We start from the raw sequence: 19,656 nt of genomic DNA, 5'->3' as shown, positions 1-19,656 counted from the left end.
CTCGCTGTCCTGGGACTGCGAAGTGCCTGAGAAGACTGTGACGCACAGTCCCGGGACTGTCAACAGTCCTGGGACTGTGCTTGACTGGAGTCAGTCGAGAGGAGTTCGCAGTGGCACCGAAATGGCGGGAACTGGCGGACAAGCTGGCGGAGCAGATCAGGAGCGGGGAGTACTCCCCGGGTGAGCAGCTTCCGCAGATCCGCGACCTGGTCGAGGCGGGCGAGGGGTCGAAGACGACCGTCCACGCGGCCTACAAGGCGCTGGAGTCAGAGGGGCTCGTGACCTCCTCCCGTGGGCACGGCACTGTCGTGCGGGAGCGGGCGCCGCTCAAGCGGTTGGGCATCGCCCGCTACGACAAGGCGAAGTGGCGCGACGGCGACGAAGTCGCGTTCATCGCGGACCGGGTCGCCTCCGGGCGGGCCTACAAGCGTGGCGAGCAGACCCAGACGGTTGGCCGCGTCGTGGCGCCTCCCATCGTCGCGGCAGCGCACGGGCTACCCGAAGGCGCTGAGGTATACGCGCGGGCACGCCTGGTAAGGGAGGGTGATCAGCCGACGCACACCCTGACCAGCTACTACCGCCCGGAGCATGTCGAGGGGACGCGGATCGTCGACCCAACCCCCGGTCCCGCCGGCCGGGGCGGCGGCTTCCGCGTGCTCTATGACGCGGGTTACGAGATCGATCGCATGCGGGAGGAACTGTTCGCCCGGGCCGCCAAGTCGGAGGAGGCCGAACAGCTCAAGCTCCTCCCAGGGGAGTGGGTGGTCGAGCTGCACCGGAGCACGTTCACGGCGGACGGCACGCTGGTGGAGTTCGCGATCGGCGTGCATGCCGCGACACGCTTCGCCTGGGCGTACGACTTCCAGGTGCCCGACTCGGCGGCGGAGGAGGGGCAGTGATCTCCGCTCAGAACTGGGTCGACGCCGAACGGCTGTGGGACTTCCAGCAGATGGGCCACGAGCTGCGCCCCTGCTCGGTCGGTATCGGTCTGGGCAGCCATGACCTGGGTGTGGCTGACGTTTCCGTCGACCTGTACCAGCGTGGCCTCTTCCCGGTCATCGTCTTCACCGGCGCTACCAGCCGCACGACCGAGGGGCGGATGCCCCGCGGTGAGGCGGAGCACTACCGTGACAGGGCGCTGGAGTTGGGCATGCCGGCGTCCGCGATCCTCGTTGAGCCCAACGCCCGAAACACGGGCGAGAACATCCGGCTGTCCCGCGCCCTCCTTGCCGAGCAAGGGGTAGACGTGACGTCGGTGCTCCTCGTCAGCAAGCCGTACGAGGAGAGGCGGGCGTACGCGACCGCACGGAAGCTGTGGCCAGACGTCGACATCGTGAGTGCGTCTGCGGTCATGACGCTCAGGGAGTACGTCGACTCCGTCCAGGACACCCGCCTGGTGCTGGACATGCTCGTCGGTGCCGTACAGCGACTGCTCATCTACCCGCAGCGCGGTTTCATGATCTCTCAGGATGTGCCGGCGGACGTGCTGGCGGCGTACGGGCGGCTGCGCGATGGAGGATTCGTGAGCCGACTCATGCCGGAGTGAGGATCGCGACACGCCTTCTGTCCCGCCCAGATCGTCCGTGCAAGTGAGAAAAACCTCCCGGGTCGAGCCCCACTCCATCATAGAATCTGAAGCGAATAGCGGCTTCCTGGCAGCCGTTCGTTCATCGTGTCCGACCTGCCTTGAAGGTAAGACAGTCGTGATTCAAGTGAATGATTACCTGGGAGGGCGCCATGAGCGAAGGTGATTCCGCAGCGAGCGACTCGGATCTTACTGAAGGATCGCGATCCACTCTTGATCCTACTGCTCCGGAATTCATGGTGTATCGACACGACGCCTCCCTGGTGCCCGCCCTGGCTGCACTTGCTGATGAGGCATGTGAAGGGGCCGAAGACTTTATGGATGCGAGTCTTCGAATCGGGAAAATTGCGCAGGTATCCGGGAAGTCGTTCGATCCTGCTGCCTTGCGGGTTCTGACCACAACCTTTACGTATCATCTTGCGATCCACCCATTCATGTCCTCTCAGCCCGGTGCATCCCTAGTTCCCCTGGATGGCCCGTCGATCTTTCCCATGGCGCTGCGTGATGCTGATAGTGAGGTCCGGGCGCTATGGCTCGCGCTCAGTTCGTCCGTGACGCACTCGGCGGCAAAGGCGCGTTGTTCCGATATTGTCTTCACTCTTCGACTGGCGAATAGTCGCGACGCGGCCGAGGATGCAATCCGCTCTTATTTGGAATTGATCGGAGGAGGTCTTTCTGTCACGGACCAGGGATCTGGTTTGCTGCGCGCGTGGGAACTTGCGCGCTCGGTGAATCTCGTCTCAATGGTGTCACAGGTTAAGGCGGCCATGCTGGATATGGCTGAGGATCTGCTGAGTGACGGTGAAAACGGTTACATCCTCATCCAACTTCTAGATGCCCTGAGCGCCCCGCAGCGCAAGAAAAATGCACAGTTGGTGGATCCCAAGGTCGACCATCTGCTTGACGTGGCTCTCCTCGCCTACCCAGGGACGCTGACAATTGGCCAGATAGCCGCGCTTGTCCGCCGCAGGGCCACTGCCGATGGCGATGATGTCCGTGCTCGGCGCGCCAGTGAGGCTGAGGTTAGGGCGCACCTGAATGATGCTGATCGTGCTGTTGATGGGATCGTTATCAGAGCCCACCTGAATGACGCTGCTTCGCTCGCTCGGCGGCTCAACCTTCCCGAAATGGAAAGAGAGGCCGTTTCCCGTCTGCAGTCTGCCCCTTCGGTCGAATGGAAGACTGTAGGGGTCGAATTCGGCATCCCTAATGCATATGCTCGAAGCTACCTACGTCCATACAGGCGAGTCGACGCGTGGCGCAAAGCCCTGGGTGTCTGGTTCGAAAGTGAGGCTCCCAGTGGAAATCTGGATCAAAATGAGAAAGCGGCGCGCGTAGCGCTGGATCGGCCAGGATTTATCAGGCTCGCAACCACTCTAGTGTTCGGGCCGGGAGATATGCCCAGGCGTGTTCTCTCTGAAGGTGATGACAGCTTCCAGCGCGAGTTGGCTCGCGAAGAGACCTGGGGTATTCATATTCGCGGGATCCTTCTCGCTGATGCCCTTGACGTCATAAAGGATCGCTTCGGGATTCCTTGCTTCACTGATCTTGAAGAATCCATAGCCACGTCGGGAACCAGTCCGGGGTCAGCCAAGACTCTCGCGAAGGGGTTGATCCTGTATTGGGTCGGCGAGTTTGATGCTTGCGTGCATCTAGTTGTTCCCAAAATTGAAGCATCGATTCGAGCGCTCTTGCTTGAGCTTAATGAGCCCGTGTATAAAGTTCAGGTTGGTGATGGGGTAGGGCAATTCCCGGGTCTTGGTGCACTCCTTCCGTATCTGACAGAAAATGGGTTTGACCCTGACTGGGAGCGGTTTCTGAGGACTTTTCTGCTCGGCGACGGAATGAATGTCCGCAACCTTGTCGCTCACGGGTTCATGGACAATGCAAGCCGGGAGCAGGCCGCTCTGGCGCTCCGGGCTTACTCGCTGTTGGTGCTCATTACTTCCCACGAGCACGCCGAGACGGACGCCGGTCTGGTCAAGGCCGCCTTGGCCAACCCACTCGGAGTGGCGCCACGTCCGTGGTGGCGGCGCCTCGGGCGGGCTACGCGAGCTGCGTGGTACGAGCTTCTCGGGTAAGCGCGCTGGACTTCCTGTGGTCTCAATTACGGTCTCAACGGCCCCTCTGTCCATGGTCGTCCGCTCAAGTCTCAGAAGGTCTGTGACCAGGAGGGGGCTGGGACAGCGGACGCCCATGGACACCCCCGGACCAAGATCGGACAACTCGTAATGCGTAGGTCTCGGGTTCGAATCCCGAAGGCGGCTCTGTGGAAGCCTCAGGACTCACTCGCCGTGACCTGGGGCTTTTGCTTTGCCCGGGGAGTGCGCGTCGCGTACCGGGCACGCCGTGGAGGTCGTCTCGCCGGTGCCATCAAGGTTTCGGCGCCTGGGCCGAGTTCGTGCCCGGGAGGTCGGACGGTCACGCGTCCTCCGGCGGTCAGGACTCCCGGTGAGCGCCGGCCTGGGCGGCGTCCGGACGGGACCCCGCTGCGCCTGCCGTTGGGAGAGGACGCGGTGGAGCGCGTCGAGGCGAAGCTGGATCTGGTACGACGTGAACTCGACCCGTGGCGGCACGTAGCGCTCTCCACCGCGGTCTGAGTCCCCAGGCGAAGGGATCGTCACCTGCCCCGGGTTCCGCACGGGCGGACGAGGGTCCCGTGCGGGGCCGAGCCCGTGGTGGGGCACGCATCGACGGCTGTTCGGGGGCGGGTTGCCGTCCGAGCGGGTCGCCCCTGGTGGCCCCGCACCTTCGTCCTGCCGCGTGGCGCCTCGTGGTCCCGACAGGTGGGCGGCCGTGGCGGCGGGCGGGGGGAACGTCGTAGAACACGGGGAGCGGGAAACACCCGGGGGAGAGGACAGCATGAGCACAGCCGCCGAGCAGGTACACGGTGACGCGTCGGAGCAGGCGCGTGGCGGGCAGGAGGAGGCCGGGGGGCTGGAGGTGACCGGGCGGACGCGGTTGCGGCGGATGCGGCACAAGGGGAGCCATCGGCGGGAGGACCTCGACGCGGTGCTGGCCGCCGGGTTCCTCTGTCATCTCGGGGTCGTCGTCGACGGCACGCCGATGGTCGTGCCCACCGTCTACGGCACCGACGGCGACCGGATCTACCTGCACGGATCGGTCGCCAGCCGGAGCCTCGTCCAGGCCCCCGACGCCGCCGTCTGCGTCACCGTGACGCACGTCGACGCCCTCGTGCTCGCCCGTTCCGTCTTCGAGCACGGCGTCAACTACCGGTGCGCGATGATCTACGGCGTGCCGCGGCTGGTCACCGACCCCGAGGAGAAGCTGCGGGGGCTGCGGGCCCTCACCGAGCAGTCCACGCCCGGGCAGTGGGACTACGCCCGGCGGCCGAGCCGGAAGGAGCTCGCCGCGACCGCCCTCGTCGCGCTCGACCTCACCGAGGCCTCCGTGAAGACCAGCGACGGCCCGCCGGACGACGGTGACAGCCCGGACGCCGAACTCGGCCTGTGGGCCGGGGTCCTGCCGGTGGTCACCACGATCGGGGCGCCCCTGGCCGACCCGGTCCTGCCGGCCGGCATGGCGCCGCCGACCCATGTGGCGGAGCGGGCCGGACGGATCCTCGGTTAGGGGCGTCCCGCCGATCGTGCCGGGCTCGCGGCGCCGGGGGCGGGCTCGGCCACGAGGAGGTCCCCACGGGCGGGCGGCGGGGTGGTACGGGGTGGCTGACCGCGGCGGGGGAGAGGCCGCTTCCCGCTTGTCAGCCGCCGCGCGCCGCGGATCATGGAGGGGAAGGCATGCCCCGCCCGACTCCCCGAGGAGGACCCCATGACCACCACCGGAGCCCGGACGATCCTCTACCCCGTGAAGGACCTGGAGAAGGCGAAAGCCCTGTTCACCGCCCTGCTCGGCGTCGAGCCCGAGATGGACGAGCCGTACTACGTCGGGTACGTGGTGGCCGGGCAGCACATCGGCCTCGACCCGAACGGCCACGCCAAGGGGCTGACCGGACCGTCCCCGTACTGGCACGTCGACGACATCGAGGGAACGTGCCGGGCGCTGCTCGCCGCGGGTGGGGAGACCGTCCAGGAGATCCAGGACGTCGGGGGCGGCCGGCGCATCGCCTCCGTCCGGGACGCCGACGGCAGCCTGCTCGGCCTGCTCCAGGACCCCTGAGCCCGCCGCTGCCGCGGGTCCTCACTCGTCGAGGAGCTCCAGCTCCAGGCGGTGGAGCCGGCCCGGGTCCGCCAGGACGTCGATCGAGGTGATCCGGTCGTCGAGCACGGTGAAGCCGAAGACGACCCTCGGCTCCCCGCCCGGTGCCCAGACCAGGCCGGCCGCCCCGTCCACCGTCGCGATCCGCGCCGCGCGGGCCACGCGTCCGGAGAAGGTCTTCGTCACGTCGTCCGCCCCGTGCGCACCCGTCGCCCCGGTACGGACCGCCTCGGCGTCCGCCCGCAGCACCACGTCCGGGTCCAGGAGCGCGCGCAACGTGTCGACATCACCGCTCCGCGCTGCGGCCAGGAACGCCGTGACGACCTCCCGCTGACGCGGAAGGTCCGGTTCCGGCATCTCCTCCGTCCCCTGGACGCGCCGCCGCACCCGGACGGCGAGCTGCCGGGCGGCGGCCGGGGTCCGTTCCACGATCGGGGCGATCTCCTCGAAGGGGACGGAGAACAGGTCGTGCAGCACGAACGCCAGCCGTTCGGCCGGTGTGACCGTGTCCAGGACGACCAGCAGCGCGCGTCCGGCGGAGTCGGCGAGCAGCGCCCGCTCGTCGGGATCGCCCGCCGTGTCGGGCGGGTGCGGGGCCTCGTCGTCGCCCGCGTCCCACGGGCCTTCGCGAGGGGCCTCGCGGGCCCGCAGCAGGCCCAGGCACACGCGGGCGACGACCGCGGTCGGCCGGGCGTCCGGCCGCTCGATCGCCTCGGTCGCCTCGGTGTCGGAGCCGCCCAGCCGCAGCCGGGCCTCCCGGAGGGCGTCGTCGGCCTCGTCGAACGAGCCGAGCAGCCGGTAGGCGATCGCCCGCAGCCGCGGTCGGTGTTCCTCGAAGAGCTCGGCCGGGAGTGTGTGAGCGTCCACCGGAAACGACCTCCGTGGAGCGGTCGACCGCCGTCGCCGCCCGACGGCGGCGATCAGGGGCCGCGGCTGCCCGGATGTCCCGTGCGGACGGGCCGACGGGACGGGGAGGCGGCCGCGGCGAGGGGGTGGGTGGGCACCGGGGACCGCACGGGTCGGCGGCCGGTGCGGTCGGTGTCGGGGGCCGGCGTGCGGGTGCCGGACGGGGTGTCCGGCGACCGCACGCCGTCAGGTGTGGCGCGCCGGCGTTCAGTCGCCGTGGCCCGTGCCTCCGCTGCCGAAGCCTCCGCTGGAGATCCCGCCCCACTTCCGCTTCTCCTCGGTCGGTGGTTCGGGGGAGGTCTCGCTGCCCGACTTCTTGAGTTCGTACGGCATGAGCCGGTGTTCCCCGTCGGTCTGCGGCATCTCCGCTGGTCGGCGGTACTCGGACATCTCACCGGGGAGAGCGTCGCTCTCCGGGCGGTGAGGCTGTTCCTCCGGCTTCGGTGTCGGGGATTCCTTGTCCCGGACACGCATGCCCAGGAAGAACCCGCCGATCAGTACGGCGACGATGATCAGACCGCCGAGGACCTGGCCCAGGCCTGACTGCCAGACGCCGGCCAGTGTCGCGCCCCCTGCGGAATCCGCGAGAAAAGCGTTCATAATCCATGATTACCCCGTTTTGGGGCGTTATGGATGCTCGGGCTTCCGAACTTGCCGGAAACGCCCGCACCGGTCCCGGCCGCGGCACGGAGGTGGGCAACCGGTGACCCGGTGTGACCGTGGCCGGGGCGGACCGCAGCGCCCTACTTCGCGTCCGAGTAGCGCTCCACGGTCGCCGTCGTGAACGGGAAACGGACCGGTGTGGGGCCGAAGGCGATCCGCGCGGCCTCGTCACCGGCCGCGCGGATGGCCTCCGTGACCGCCTCCGCCTCGTCCCCCGGGCAGTGCACGATCACCTCGTCGTGCTGGAAGAAGACCAGCTCGCCACGCATTCCGGCGAGGGACCGGCGGAGCGCGGCCAGCATCAGGAGGGCCCAGTCCGCCGCGCTGCCCTGGACCACGAAGTTCCGGGTGAACCGGCCGCGGGCGCGGGCGTCGGTGGAGGCGTACCCGGGCGTGAACTCGCCCTCGGCGTCGCCCCGTCCGGCTCCCGCGCCGGCGTCCTCCTGCGGGATGCCCGCCTCCTCGGCCTCGCCCGCGCCGGCCGCGCGCGGACTGGTCCGGCCGAGCCAGGTCCGGACGAGCCGGCCGTCCTCGCCCGCCTTGGCCGCGTCGTCGACGTAGGCCACGGCCCGGGGGAAGCGGCGGCGCAGCGCCGCCAGGTTCTTCAGGCCGTCGCCGCTGGTCTGACCGTAGATCGCGCCGAGCAGCGCGAGTTTGGCGTGCTCGCGGTCGCCGGAGAACGCCCGGTCGGACAGCCGGGTGTAAAGGTCGTCGGGGTGCCCGGCGACCTCCATCAGCCCGGGGTCGCGGGAGATCGCGGCCAGCACCCGGGGTTCCATCTGGTCGGCGTCGGCGACGACGAGCCGCCAGCCCTCGTCCGCGACGACCGCCTGCCGTATCACCTTGGGGATCTGCAGGGCTCCGCCGCCGTTGGTGGTCCAGCGTCCGCTGACCGTGCCCCCGGGCAGGTACTCGGGGCGGAAGCGGCCGTCGTGCACCCAGTCCTGGAGCCAGGACCAGCCGTGGGCCGTCCAGATCCGGTACAGCTTCTTGTAGGCGATCAGCGGCGCGACGGCGGGATGGTCGATCTCCTCCAGCTCCCAGCGGCGGGTGGAGCGTACGCGGATCCCGGCCCGCGCGAAGGCCTTGACGACGTCGGCGGGCAGGTCGGGGCGGACCCGGTGGCCGAACGCGGCGGACACCTCGTCGGCGAGTTCGGCGAGTCTGCGGGGCTCCCCGCCGCCCGCGTAGCGCTCGCCCAGCAGCCCGCGCAGCACCTCGCGGTGCACGTCGGCCCGCCAGGGCAGACCGGCCCGGTTCATCTCGGCGGCCACCAGCATGCCCGCGGACTCGGCCGCGGTGAGCAGCCGCATCCTGCCCGGGTGTTCGGTGCCGTCGTGGCGGCGCTGCTGCTCGGCGTAGACCTCCAGGAGGCCCTCGAAGGGGATCCCGGTGGCCGGCGCGGGTTCGAAGAGCGAGTCCTGCGATCCGGGGGCGGCGGCGCGCTGGGGCGGATCGGGGGGCACCGGAGCGTTGCGCAGCCGCGCGAGGGCCGCGGCGGCCGACCGCGGCTCCCCGAGGCGCCCCTCGTGACCCAGGAGGAGCTGCTCGGCGTCCTCGATGTCGTAGCACCGCTCGACGCGCACCCCGGCGGCGAGCAGCCGGGGATAGACCTCGGCGGTCGAGCGCCATACCCAGCGGGCGACGTCGGGCCGGGAGCGGACGGCCGTCACGAGATCGGGCGCGCGCAGGACCGGTCCGGCGGGCAGCCCGTCGGGGCCGAGCGGGACGAGCAGCGCTCCGTCCCCCTCCGCCTCGGTGGCCAGCGCCCACCTCTCGCTCATGGGTGCGAGTCTGGCACCCGCCACTGACAGCGTCCTGCCGCGCCACGGCGGACGGGGGCGCGGGCTCCCGCGCGCCGCGGCGGGCGTTCGGCGGCGGGAGTGCGGCCGGGCGTCCGGGAGCCGGACGCCCCCGGGGGCGCCGCGGTCCGGACGTGCCCTGCACCCCGCCGCCGTCCCCCGCTAGGCCACCGCGTGGAAGAGGGCCGCCGCCTCGCCGCGGGAGCCGACGCCCAGCTTCGTCAGGATGTTGGCGACGTGGAACTTCACCGTGGACTCGCTGATGTGCAGCTCCTGGGCGATCTGCCGGTTGCGGTGGCCGAGCGCCAGATGGGTCAGCACCTCCACCTCCCGCTCACCGAGCCCGGTCAGCGGATGGTCCGCGGGCGTGACCGGGGTGTCCGGCGTGGCCAGGGGGATCACCGCCGTGAGGGTCGTGCCCCAGCCGGCGACCGCGTCCGTCTCCAGGCGCCCGCCGAGGACTTCCAGACGGTCGGTGATGCTGCCCGCTCCCAGCGGGCAGGCGTCGAGCATCCCCGCGCCGTCGTCCCGCACCGTGGCCCGCAGCTCGTGCTCGGTCAGCTGCCAGCCCACGTGGACCCGCGTCACCGTGTCCTGCTCCAGGACGATCAGCAGCAGCGCCCGCAGGATCGCCCGCGCCCCGTGCGCCACGTCCGCCGCCAGGGAACGCGCGGTGTCCGGCGGACCGAGCTCCAGCCGGACCGGGCTGTGCCGCAGCATCGGCCGCAGTCCGTCCGCGAGGCGCTCGAAGGCCTCGTGGGCCGGCTCCTCGGCCACCGAACGGTCCCGCGTCGACTCCGCTCGCATCTCGACCAGCGCGGAGACGGCCAGTTCGGTGGCGGTCGCCCGGGCCGTCGCGTCGTCCAGGGCCCGGCTCCGCAGCACCCCCAACACCCCTGACAGTGCGGCGGCGTGAGAGGTGGTCAGCTCGGCGGTCACCCGTGCCCGGGTGTCCGCGGCGGCCCGGGAGCGGGCCAGCGCGCCCGGCACGGCCTCCACGGCGAAGCGGTCGAAGTGGCTGGTCACGAGGTCCCACAGGGCCTGGGCGACCGCCAACTCGGGTTCGCCCGCGGGGGCGGCGCCCTCGTCGCGCACGAGGACCAGGACCGAGCCCCGCGGGGTGGCGTCGCTGGTCACGGCGACGACCGGGAGTGCGGTGCCGCCGGCCGTCACCGTCCCCTGCCAGGGGCGCCCGGGCGTCCCGGAGGCGAGCAGCGGGGTCAGGTCGGCGGCGGTGACGAGCATGCTCGCGTCGGCCGACTTGAACGGCGAGTGGGCGCAGTGCGTGGAGAGTTCGGCGGCGGAACGGTGCGGGATCAGCGGCGCGAGGACGGCCGAGACCCGAGGCAGGACCTGCCCCAGCGGCCGGCGCAGGACGTCGTACGCGGCGGCCAGGGCGTGGGACGCGGCACCGGTGGCGGTCAGTTCCATGCAGTCGAGCGTACTGAGCCGGCTCCTGTCCGCGGCCGTCCTTTCGGACAGGGAGGACTGGCCGTTCGGCGGGCCGGACGGACGGGCCGGCGAGGCCAGGCTGGGAGCACGCCGACGGACCGCAGCGAGCGGGACGGAGGCGGACCGAGGGCCGCACGGGAGCGGCCCGACGCGGATCCGGGCGCCGAGAGGACGAAGCGCCGGACGAAGGGGGTCGAGATGGAAGCGATCGTGTACGAGGAGTTCGGCGGCGCGGACGTGCTGCGCCACGAGACCGGGGTCGCCGTGCCCGAGCCGGGCCCCGGCGAGGTGCGGGTCGCGGTCGCCGCGGTCGGGGTCAACCCGGTGGACCACAAGCGCCGTCACGGCTGGGTCGAGCAGTTCTACCCGACCACCTTCCCGGCCGTTCCCGGTCTGGAGTTCGCCGGCACGGTGGACGCGCTCGGCGAGGGGGTGACGGGAGTCGCCGTCGGCGACGAGGTGCTCGGCTGGACGAAGACCGGCGCCTACGCGCAGTACGCCCTGGCCGATCTCTTCGTGCCCAAGCCGGCCGGACTGTCCTGGGAGCAGGCCGCGAGCCTGCCGGTGGCCGGTGAGACCGCGCAGCGGGTGCTGGACCTGCTGGGCGTGCGGGAGGGCGAGACCCTGCTGCTGCACGGGGCGGCGGGCGCCGTCGGCTCGATGGCCGTCCAGCTCGCGGTCGCGTCGGGGGTGACCGTGATCGGGACCGCGTCCGAGCGGAACCACGCCTACCTCAGGTCGCTGGGCGCGGTCCCGGTGACGTACGGGGAGGGTCTGGCGGACCGGGTCCGCGCGGCGGCCCCGCAGGGTGTCGACGCGGTCTTCGACGCCGCCGGCCACGACACGCTGCCGGTCTCGATCGAGCTGCTGGGCGGCGAGAGGGAGCGGATCGTCACGATTGCCGCGGTGGACGCGGAGGAGCACGGCATCGTCTTCTCGGGCCTGTCCGCGGCCCCCGACGTGGTCCGCGCGGGCCTGACCGCCCAGGCCGGGCTGGCCGTGGAGGGGAGGCTGCGGGTCACCGTGGCCGAGTCCTTCCCGCTGAAGGAGGCGGCCCGGGCCCAGGAGCTGAGCGAGTCGGGCCACGTGCGCGGCAAGCTCGTCCTGCGCCCCTGAGGGGCCCGTGCGGCCGAGGGCCCCACGGGGGCGGGCCTTCGGCCGGCGGCGCAGGGCAGCCGGGCACGGCGCGCACGAGAACCCGGCGGGACGGCGGCCGGCCGGGGGACGCACGGGGGCCCGGCACGGCGGGCGCGCGGTCGTACGGCAGGACAGGGCGGGGCGGTGACCCGGCTCCGACCCTGGTCACCGCCCCGTCCACCCACGATCGCCGCTCAGCGCGTCAGCCGCCACGCGGGGAGCGTCGCGGCCGCCGTCGCGACCACCCCGCACGCCCCGGCCGCCGCGCCGATCGCCGCCCAGGGGACGGCCAGTGCCACCGGCGCGGAGAGCGCGGCCAGCCCCGCGCCCAGGGTGCCCAGGTTCACCGCGGTGACCGCCAGGCCCAGGGCCGCCCCGATCCCCACGGCGAGCCCGGTCTCACCCGCCACCACCCGCAGGATCCGGGCCCGGGTGGCACCGGCCAGCCGAAGGGAGGCCAGCTCCCCGCCCCGTACCGAGGTGGCCATGAGCAGCGTGTTCGCCAGGGCGATCAGGGTGTAGACGAGGGCGATGCCCAGGACCAGCACCATTCCCAGCCGGATCGGCGGGCTCATGACCGGGTGGGTCGCCGCCGCCCACGCGTCGGCCGTTCGGACGGTGCCGCCGCTCGCGGCCAGGGCCCGCGGTGTCACTCCCCGGGCGTCGATCCGGTCCACCACCGCGCCCGGCGCGTTCGCCCGGGTCACGTACGGCCCGTTGTCGCCGGTGCCGAGCGCGAGGACCGCCACCACGCGCAGCCGTACCGGGCCGCTCCCGTCGGCGCGCCAGACCGCGACCTCCGTGCCGACCGTCCGCCGCTCCCACTCCTCGTTGACGACGATCGAGCGGTCGTCGAGGTCGGCGAGGTTCCCGGCCACCACCGGCAGCCGCGCCAGGTCCGCGAAGGTCGCCGGGTCGGACACCGCCCGCGCCCCGTACTTCACCAGTGCCTCCTCCCCGTCCCTGACGAAGACGGAGGTGCTCGCGCTCGCCGAGACCGCGGCCCCGGGGGCGGCGGCGACCGGCTTCAGGTCCGTGCCGGTCACCACGTAGGGCGCGGACGTCTGCTCGCGTGCCTCCGTCGCCTTGGTCTGCGTCACGCTCGTCGCCGAGCCGAGCAGTGATCCGGCGAGCGCGACCGTGACGAGCACGGGTGCGGCGATCGCCGCGGTCCGGCGGACGGCTGCCGCGCTGTTCTCCCGGACGAGCATCGCGGTCGCTCCCGGCAGCCGCAGCAGGCGGGCCACCGGCCGGACCGGCAACGGGGAGAGCAGGGCGACGCCGCCGATCAGCAGCATCGACCGGCTCATGTACGACTTGCGCTTGAGCAGTTCGGACGGTTCGGTGGCGCAGGTCCACACGAGCAGGCCGAGTCCCGCCAGGAGCAGGCCCGCGCCGAGCACCGCGCGGCCGAGCGGCAGGACGTCGGCGTCGACGTCCGCCTCGCGCAACGCGGCCGTGGGCCCGACGCGTCCGGCCCGCCGGGAGGCGGCGACGGCGCCCGCGAGCGCGACTCCCACTCCGGTCCCGAAGGCGGTGTACAGCGGCCAGTGGGCGGTGGCGGGGATCGTGAACCAGTCGGGAGCCAGGTCCCCGTCGACGAGGATCCGCGCCGTCCAGGGGGCGGCCAGGACGCCGAGGGCGCAGCCGGCGGCCGAGGCGAGGACGCCGACGGCCGCGGCCTCGGCGAGCAGCATGCGCCGCACCTGACCGGGCGTGGCGCCGGCCGTGCGCAGCAGCCCGAACTCGCGCCGTCGCAGGGCCACCGCGAAGGCGAAGGTGGAGGCGACGACGAAGACGGAGACGAAGGTGGTGACTCCGCCCGCGGTGCCGAGCAGGGAGTTGAGGGCGACGAGGGCCTCGGCGTCCTGTTCGGGCTCGGGGTCGGCGCGGCGCCGGTCGCCGCCGGTGAGGACCTCGGCCCGGTCGCCGACGAGCGCGCGGACCCGGTCCACGGGGCCGTCGACGCCGACGGCGTCGGGACCCCCCGCGGTGGTCACGGTCCAGCGGGCCCGGAGTTCACGCAGCAGTTCGATATCCACAGGCTGTGGACGGTCGAGCTTCCGGGTGGCAGGGGCCGTCGTCGGGCCGCGTCGCACCTCGACGGTGAGGGTGTCGCGGCCCTTCACGACGACCGGCGCGGACGCGAAGCGCACCGGTTCCCGCTCGGGGGCGTCGAAGGTGGCGGACAGGCCGAGGCCCGTCACGGTGAGGAGCCCGACGCCGAGGGCGAGGGCGACGAAGCTGCCGAGGAAGGCGGCCCAGCGGGCGCGCAGTCCGGTGAGGAGGACGGTCAGCATGCGACGGCCCCCGTCCGCGCCGTCCCCCGCGCCTCCCCGGTGGTGCCGGCCGTCTCCAGGCCCGCCATCCGGGCCGCGACGCCGTCGACGGTGGGTCCGGGCAGCTCGCCCGCCACCCGTCCGTCGACCAGGAAGACCACCCGGTCGGCCCGGGCCCCGGCGGCCGGGTCGTGGGTGACCATGACGATCGTCTGCCCGTTCCGGTCCACCAGGTCCCGCAGCATGCCGAGCACCTCCCGGCTCGTCGTGGAGTCCAGGGCGCCGGTCGGCTCGTCGGCGAAGAGAACGGCCGGGCGGGTGATCAACGCCCGTGCGATCGCGACCCGTTGCTGCTGACCGCCGGACAACTCGCCGGGCCGGTGCCCCTCGCGGCCGGCGAGCCCGACCCGGGCGAGCGCCTCGCGCACCTCGGTGCGGGACGGACGGCGCCCGGCGAGCCGCACCGGGAGGGCCACGTTCTGGGCGGCCGTCAGCGAGGGCAGCAGGTTGAACGACTGGAAGACGAAGCCGATCCGGTCCCGCCGCAGCAGGGTCAGGCGCCGCTCGCTCAGCCCCTCCAGGCTGATCCCGGCCACCTCGACCGTCCCGCTCGTGGGCCGGTCCAGCCCGGCGGCGCACTGCAGCAGCGTGGACTTGCCCGAGCCGGAGGGCCCCATCACGGCGGTGAAGGAGCCGGTCCGCAGGTCGAGGTCGACGCCGTCGAGGGCGCGGACGTCGCGGTGGTGGCGGTGCAGGGCGGTGAGCCGTACGGCGCTTGGGGTCATGGCTCAAGCGAACCGTTTCCGCCCCCGGCCGGTCACGACCTCTGGGGGGCGTCCGGGGGGTGGGGCCAGGCATACCCCGCGGGTGGGGACGCAGCCCCCGCCGGTGCGGCCGTGCGCCCGGCGCGGCCGGACCGCTACCCCTTCCGCACCGCCTCCACGAACGCGTCCAGCGGGTCGCGCGGCTCCCGGTCCAGGACCGCCCGCAGGTCGCTCCGTACTCCCGAGCCGTCCAGGAAGCCGTGCGCGATCGCCGAGTACGTGCCCGTCAGCATCGGGATCCGGAACGGCTCCGCCCCCGAGGCGGCGAGCGCGGTGCGCGCCTCGGCCAGGGTGCCGGGGGCGTACGTGGCGCCCAGCGCCCGCGCCAGTTCCGGGCCGCCGAGCGGGCGTTCGCCGACCAGCTCGTAGGTGCGGCCGGCGTGCGCGGCCGGGGCGGCGGCGACCGCGGCCGCGATCTCGGCGAGGTCCTCGCGGGCCACGGCGGCCAGCCGGCCCTCGCCGAGCGGGCCGGTGACCCGCCGGTCGGCGTCCGGGGCGGCGAGCAGGGCCAACAGCTCGGCGTAGAGGCCGTTGCGCAGGATCGTCCACCGCGCGGTCGAGCGCCGCAGACGCCGTTCGGTCCAGCGATGGGCGAGGGCGTACGAGAGGTGGTCGCCGTCCCCGGAGATGCTGGTGTAGACGAGGTGGCCGACCCCCGCCCGCTCGGCGGCGGAGATCGCGGCCTCGTGGCGGGCGACGACGGTGTCGTCCTCCCCGTACCCCGCGGAGATCATCAGCAGCGTGTCCACTCCGGCGAAGGCGTCGACGAGCGTGGCCGCCTCGTCGAAGTCGACGAGGCGGGTCCCCGGCAGGCCCGCGCGGGTGCCGAGGACGACGTCGTCGCGTCCCGCGAGACGCTCCGCGACGAGCCGGCCCAGCCCGCCGGAGACCCCGGTCACGAGCAGCATGATTCCCCCTGTTCTCGCCGGTCGGTGGTGACGCCTGCCAGCATGGTGGGGGGCCAGGGATCTCGGAAGGAGGCACATTCGTGTCAGTGGGGCACACGGAGGTAACCGCCGCGCCGGTCGTCTCGTGCGCGGAGGACTGCGGGGTGCGGGACGTGCAGGACCGGCTCGGCGACAAGTGGACCGTGCACGTCGTGGTCGAACTCGCCGCGGGCACCCGGCGGTTCAAGGAGCTGCAGCGGCTGGTGACGGGCATCTCGCAGCGGATGCTCACCCTCACCCTGCGCCGGCTGGAACGGGACGGGCTGGTGACGCGGACGGTGCATCCCACGATCCCGCCCCAGGTGGAGTACACCCTGACGGAGACCGGGCACAGCATGACGCACCTCATCAAGCAGCTGATCGACTGGTCGCTCGACCACCGCGAGGTGATCGGGCGGGCCCGAGCGGAATGGGACGCCCAGCAGTCGTGAGCACGGTCGAGAACGCCTTCCGGACGGCGCTGTACACGGACGAGGTCGCCGCGCTGGACTCGGCCGCGTCCCTGCTCGCTGCGGACCCGGCCGCGGATGCGGAACTGTCGCGGCGGGGTGCGGAGTTCGTCCGCCGGGCCTGGGAGCGGGGCTGGCAGCCCGCCGACGTCGTCCGGCTGGTCCGGCGCGACCTGGCGGAGGAGCACGTCCGGCTGCTCGGGGCGCTGATCGCGGCGGAGACCGCCGGATACGAACGGCTGCCGGCGCGGTGGGCGGCGCAGATCGAGGACCTGGACACGCGCGCGTGGCGGGCGGACCGCTTCTCGTACGCGACGGCCGTGCTGGAGCTGTACCGCCTGCTGGTCAGGCTGCCGTCCCTGGACCCGGTGGGCCCCGTGCCCGGCGACGCGCTGCCGCCGCCGGCGGCGGGCGAGCCCCGGATGCTGACCCGCATCCGGGCGCTGCTCGCGAAGGCGGAGGCGACCGGCTACCCGGAGGAGGCCGAGGCCCTGACGGCCAAGGCGCAGGAACTGATGGCCCGCCACAGCCTGGACGAGGCGGCGCTGGCGGCGGGGGCCCAGGGCCCGGCGGGGGAGACGCCCGGGGCCGTGCGGATCGGCGTGGAGCCGCCGTACGAGCAGGCGAAGGCGATCCTGCTGGACGCGGTGGCGACGGCGAACCACTGCCGGGCGGTGTGGAACGAGACCTACGGCTTCTCGACCGTGGTCGGCTTCGAGGCGGACCTGGGGCCGGTGGAGCTGCTGTACACCTCGCTGCTGGTGCAGGGGATGTCGGCGATGGCCAAGGCGGAGGCGGAGCAGCGGGCGGGCGGTCGCAAGCGTACGAAGTCCTTCCGGCAGTCGTTCCTCCTCGCGTACGCGAACCGGCTCGGCGCGCGGCTGGCGAGCACCTCGCGGCGGGTCGCGGCCGAGGCGCCGACGCTGCTGCCCGCCCTCGCCTCGCGCGAGGTCGCGGTCACGGCCCGGACGGACGAGATGTTCCCGCAGACCCGTACGACCCGGGTCCGCGCGGCCTGGGACGAGGCGGGCTGGGACCACGGCACGACGGCGGCGGACCGGGCCGGGCTGAACCGGGGTCGGCCGGAGGTCCCCTCGGGGGACTGACCCAGGGCCGGCCGGCGGGCCGGCGGGCCCGGGGCGGGAGCGGCCGTCCGGCGGAGGCCCGGCGCGGGCAGGGGCCCGGGCGGCCCGCGGTCATCCGGACCGGTCCGCTCCGACGTCTTGTCCGTCATGTCCGATACGTAGGGGTTCGCGGATAGGCTCGCGGCCATGAGTTGGCTTCGGGCGCTGCGGAAGACCGCCCGTTCCGGAATGGCCGTCGAGCGCCTACGGCTCGAACCGCTGGTCGCCGCCCGCGGCGCCCTCGGTCTCGCCCTCGTCGTCGGCGGCTCGCTTGCGCTCTTCGGCCCCGGCGTCGCCGCCTCCTCGGCCTTCGGCGCGTTCCAGGCGGCCATCGCCACCTTCCAGCGCTCCTGGCGTCCCCGCCCGACCCTGGCCCTCGCCTCCGGCGCCAGCCTCGCCGTCTCCACCTTCCTCGGCTACCTCACCGGCGCCGGCGCGCACCCGGGGCCCTTCCTGGCCCTGCTGGTCCTGTGGACCCTCGTGGCGGGGCTGGCCTGGACCGCGGGCCCGACGGTCGGCATCATCGCCTCCTCCAACGTCGCGATCATGCTGGTCACGGTCACGCTCCCCACCTCCGTCGCCGAGGCGGCCGGGCACGCCGCCATGATCGCCGTCGGCGGTCTCGTCCAGGCCGCGCTCGTCGTCCTCCTGCCGGTCCGCCGCTGGGGAGCGCACCGCGACGCGCTCGCCGACGCGCTCGCCGCCGAGGCGGACTACGCCCGGCGGCTGCGGCAGGACCCGACCGCGCCCTTCGATCCCGTCCCGCTCATGACCGCCCGCAGCGCGGCGGCCGTCACCCCGCGCCAGGCCCGCCGCCGCCCCGCGGAGCTGCACGGGGCGCGGGGTCTGGCCGAACGCATCCGCCCGGTGCTGGCCTCCCTCGCCGACCCGGCCGTCGGGGTCCCCGCCGAGGGGCCGGAACGCGGCCGGGTCCGCGAGCTGCTCGGCGCGGCGGGCGCGATCCTGGACGCCGCGGCGCACGCGATCCGCCACGGCGAGCCGGTCGAACTGCCGCCGGCCGCCGTCGCCGCCCTCCGCACCCCCGACACCCAGGGGATCCTGCACGGCCCGCCGCGCCGGACCGCCGCGCGGCTCGCCGCCCTGCTCGACGACGTGGTGGAGACCGCCGAGCCCCGCACCGAGACGGCCTCCGGGGCCCGCGCCCGTCCCAGCCTCCTGGCGCTGACCCCGAACGTCCTGGCGGCGATGCGCGCCGAGCTGCGCCGGGACTCCCCGATCCTGCGCCACGCGATCCGGGTCTCGGCCGTCACCGCCGTCGGCTACGTCCTGGGCTCGGCCCTGCCGCTCGGCCACGGCTACTGGGCGCCGATGGCCTCCGTGATGGTGATGCGCCCCGACTTCACGCAGACGTACGCGCGTTCCGTCGCCCGCTTCGGCGGCACCCTGGTCGGCGTCGCCCTGGCCACGGCCGTCGTCCAGGGCGTGCACCCCGACATGTGGTTCTCCGCCGCGCTCGCCGTCGGTTGCGCCTTCGGGATGTACCTGCTGATGCACACCGGGTACGTCGTCTCGCAGATCTGCGTCTCCGCGTACGTCGTCTTCCTCCTCGGCATGGGCGGCTCGGAGTGGGCGCAGACCGTCCGCGAGCGGGTGATCCTGACGCTCCTCGGGGGTGTCCTCGCGATGCTCGGCTACGCCCTCTATCCGGCCTGGGAGACGCCCCGGCTGCGGGGCCGGCTCGCCGACTGGCTGGTGGCGGACGGCCGTTACGCCGCCACCGTCGTCGCCCACTACGCCGACCCGGCGGGCAGCGTCTGCCCCGACGTCCGGGAGGCGCTGCTGGCCACCCGGGCCGCCCGGATCGCCTGGCAGGAGGCGCTGGTGCGGGCGACGCACGAGCCGGTGCGCCACCGCGGCCTGTCGCACACGGCGACGGAGGACGCCGAGCACGCCCTGGCCCAGTTCGGCCGGATCGCGATGCTGATGGAGGCGCACCTGCCGGAGCGGGGCGCCCCGGCCGTGCCCGCGGCCGCGACGCTGGCCGAGGCGCTGCGCCGGGCGACGGAGCGGGGCGCGAAGGCGGTACGGGAGCGCGGCGAGCCCGACTGGGACGACCTGCGGGAGACGGTCGCGACCTGGGACGCCCCGCCGGACCCGCTGCTACGGACGGGGGCGCGGATGCTCCTGGAGGCACTGGACGAGCTGTCGGCGGCCCTGGAACCACAGAGCCCGCGGCCGACGTGAGATCCGGGCCGCGGCGGCCTCGCTCCCGATCGTCCGACGCCGGGGCGCGGGAAGCGGCGGCCGGCGGCCCGACGCCGCCTTCCCGGGGCTCCGGCCCGTGCCGCCCG

16 protein-coding genes are annotated in these 19,656 nt (G+C 73.2%); 9 read left to right on the top strand and 7 right to left on the bottom strand.

The window, feature by feature from the left end:
• Positions 1–110 precede the first annotated feature (110 nt).
• From ACGFZF_RS07960 to ACGFZF_RS07940, 5 genes are all read left to right on the top strand, one after another.
• Complete coding sequence (locus tag ACGFZF_RS07960; RefSeq protein ID WP_393551978.1) at positions 111–899, top strand: GntR family transcriptional regulator; 789 nt, start codon at positions 111–113, stop codon at positions 897–899.
• The gene (locus ACGFZF_RS07955; RefSeq protein ID WP_393551976.1) at positions 896–1,546 is read left to right on the top strand and encodes a YdcF family protein; all 651 of its coding nucleotides are present in this window, start codon (positions 896–898) and stop codon (positions 1,544–1,546) included. Before ACGFZF_RS07960 ends, ACGFZF_RS07955 begins: the two co-directional genes overlap by 4 nt.
• Before the next feature lie 191 nt (positions 1,547–1,737).
• Positions 1,738–3,666 carry a hypothetical protein gene (locus ACGFZF_RS07950; protein ID WP_393551974.1) on the top strand — a complete coding sequence of 643 codons (1,929 nt, stop codon included), beginning with the start codon at positions 1,738–1,740 and terminating at the stop codon, positions 3,664–3,666.
• 889 nt (positions 3,667–4,555) lie between these two features.
• The gene (locus ACGFZF_RS07945; protein WP_393552943.1) at positions 4,556–5,176 is read left to right on the top strand and encodes a pyridoxamine 5'-phosphate oxidase family protein; all 621 of its coding nucleotides are present in this window, start codon (positions 4,556–4,558) and stop codon (positions 5,174–5,176) included.
• 198 nt (positions 5,177–5,374) lie between these two features.
• Positions 5,375–5,722, top strand: a complete 348-nt coding sequence (locus tag ACGFZF_RS07940; protein WP_147976856.1) for a VOC family protein — start codon at positions 5,375–5,377, stop codon at positions 5,720–5,722.
• 21 nt (positions 5,723–5,743) lie between these two features.
• On the opposite strand, the gene ACGFZF_RS07935 is transcribed toward ACGFZF_RS07940, so the two are convergent.
• The 4 genes from ACGFZF_RS07935 to ACGFZF_RS07920 all read right to left on the bottom strand — a co-directional run bounded on the left by ACGFZF_RS07935 (position 5,744) and on the right by ACGFZF_RS07920 (position 10,563).
• Positions 5,744–6,628: a sigma factor gene (locus ACGFZF_RS07935; protein WP_393551972.1), complete on the bottom strand. Its 885-nt coding sequence runs from the start codon at positions 6,626–6,628 to the stop codon at positions 5,744–5,746.
• A gap of 246 nt (positions 6,629–6,874) precedes the next feature.
• Positions 6,875–7,267 carry a DUF6479 family protein gene (locus ACGFZF_RS07930; protein WP_393551970.1) on the bottom strand — a complete coding sequence of 131 codons (393 nt, stop codon included), beginning with the start codon at positions 7,265–7,267 and terminating at the stop codon, positions 6,875–6,877.
• A gap of 143 nt (positions 7,268–7,410) precedes the next feature.
• Complete coding sequence (locus ACGFZF_RS07925; protein ID WP_393551968.1) at positions 7,411–9,114, bottom strand: bifunctional 3'-5' exonuclease/DNA polymerase; 1,704 nt, start codon at positions 9,112–9,114, stop codon at positions 7,411–7,413.
• A gap of 180 nt (positions 9,115–9,294) precedes the next feature.
• Positions 9,295–10,563: a LuxR C-terminal-related transcriptional regulator gene (locus tag ACGFZF_RS07920; RefSeq protein ID WP_393551966.1), complete on the bottom strand. Its 1,269-nt coding sequence runs from the start codon at positions 10,561–10,563 to the stop codon at positions 9,295–9,297.
• Between the two features lie 219 nt (positions 10,564–10,782).
• On the opposite strand from ACGFZF_RS07920, the gene ACGFZF_RS07915 reads away from it, so the two are divergent.
• Complete coding sequence (locus tag ACGFZF_RS07915; RefSeq protein ID WP_393551964.1) at positions 10,783–11,700, top strand: NADP-dependent oxidoreductase; 918 nt, start codon at positions 10,783–10,785, stop codon at positions 11,698–11,700.
• A gap of 215 nt (positions 11,701–11,915) precedes the next feature.
• On the opposite strand, the gene ACGFZF_RS07910 is transcribed toward ACGFZF_RS07915, so the two are convergent.
• The 3 genes from ACGFZF_RS07910 to ACGFZF_RS07900 form a co-directional block, all read right to left on the bottom strand.
• Positions 11,916–14,021: an FtsX-like permease family protein gene (locus tag ACGFZF_RS07910; RefSeq protein WP_393551962.1), complete on the bottom strand. Its 2,106-nt coding sequence runs from the start codon at positions 14,019–14,021 to the stop codon at positions 11,916–11,918.
• Entirely contained in the window at positions 14,015–14,785 is a 771-nt protein-coding gene (locus ACGFZF_RS07905) for an ABC transporter ATP-binding protein (RefSeq protein ID WP_393551960.1), read from the bottom strand. The genes ACGFZF_RS07910 and ACGFZF_RS07905 overlap by 7 nt, the downstream gene beginning before the upstream one ends.
• A gap of 134 nt (positions 14,786–14,919) precedes the next feature.
• A complete protein-coding gene (locus ACGFZF_RS07900) occupies positions 14,920–15,732 on the bottom strand; it encodes an NAD(P)H-binding protein (RefSeq protein ID WP_393551958.1) in 813 nt (270 codons plus the stop codon).
• Between the two features lie 80 nt (positions 15,733–15,812).
• Here ACGFZF_RS07900 and ACGFZF_RS07895 point away from each other — a divergent pair, with 80 nt between their 5' ends.
• The 3 genes from ACGFZF_RS07895 to ACGFZF_RS07885 all read left to right on the top strand — a co-directional run bounded on the left by ACGFZF_RS07895 (position 15,813) and on the right by ACGFZF_RS07885 (position 19,549).
• On the top strand, positions 15,813–16,202 hold the full coding sequence (locus ACGFZF_RS07895; protein ID WP_356603701.1) for a helix-turn-helix domain-containing protein: 390 nt from the start codon (positions 15,813–15,815) through the stop codon (positions 16,200–16,202).
• Positions 16,181–17,326, top strand: coding sequence for a DUF2786 domain-containing protein (locus ACGFZF_RS07890; RefSeq protein WP_393551955.1), 1,146 nt, complete (start codon positions 16,181–16,183; stop codon positions 17,324–17,326). The genes ACGFZF_RS07895 and ACGFZF_RS07890 overlap by 22 nt, the downstream gene beginning before the upstream one ends.
• 165 nt (positions 17,327–17,491) lie before the next feature.
• Positions 17,492–19,549: an FUSC family protein gene (locus tag ACGFZF_RS07885; protein WP_393551953.1), complete on the top strand. Its 2,058-nt coding sequence runs from the start codon at positions 17,492–17,494 to the stop codon at positions 19,547–19,549.
• Positions 19,550–19,656 lie beyond the last annotated feature (107 nt).

Origin of the sequence: Streptomyces sp. NPDC048338 (assembly GCF_043201055.1) — a bacterium.
Lineage (GTDB): Bacteria > Actinomycetota > Actinomycetes > Streptomycetales > Streptomycetaceae > Streptomyces.
Note: the sequence above shows the minus strand (reverse complement) of the source record. Positions and strands in the feature narration are given on the sequence as shown.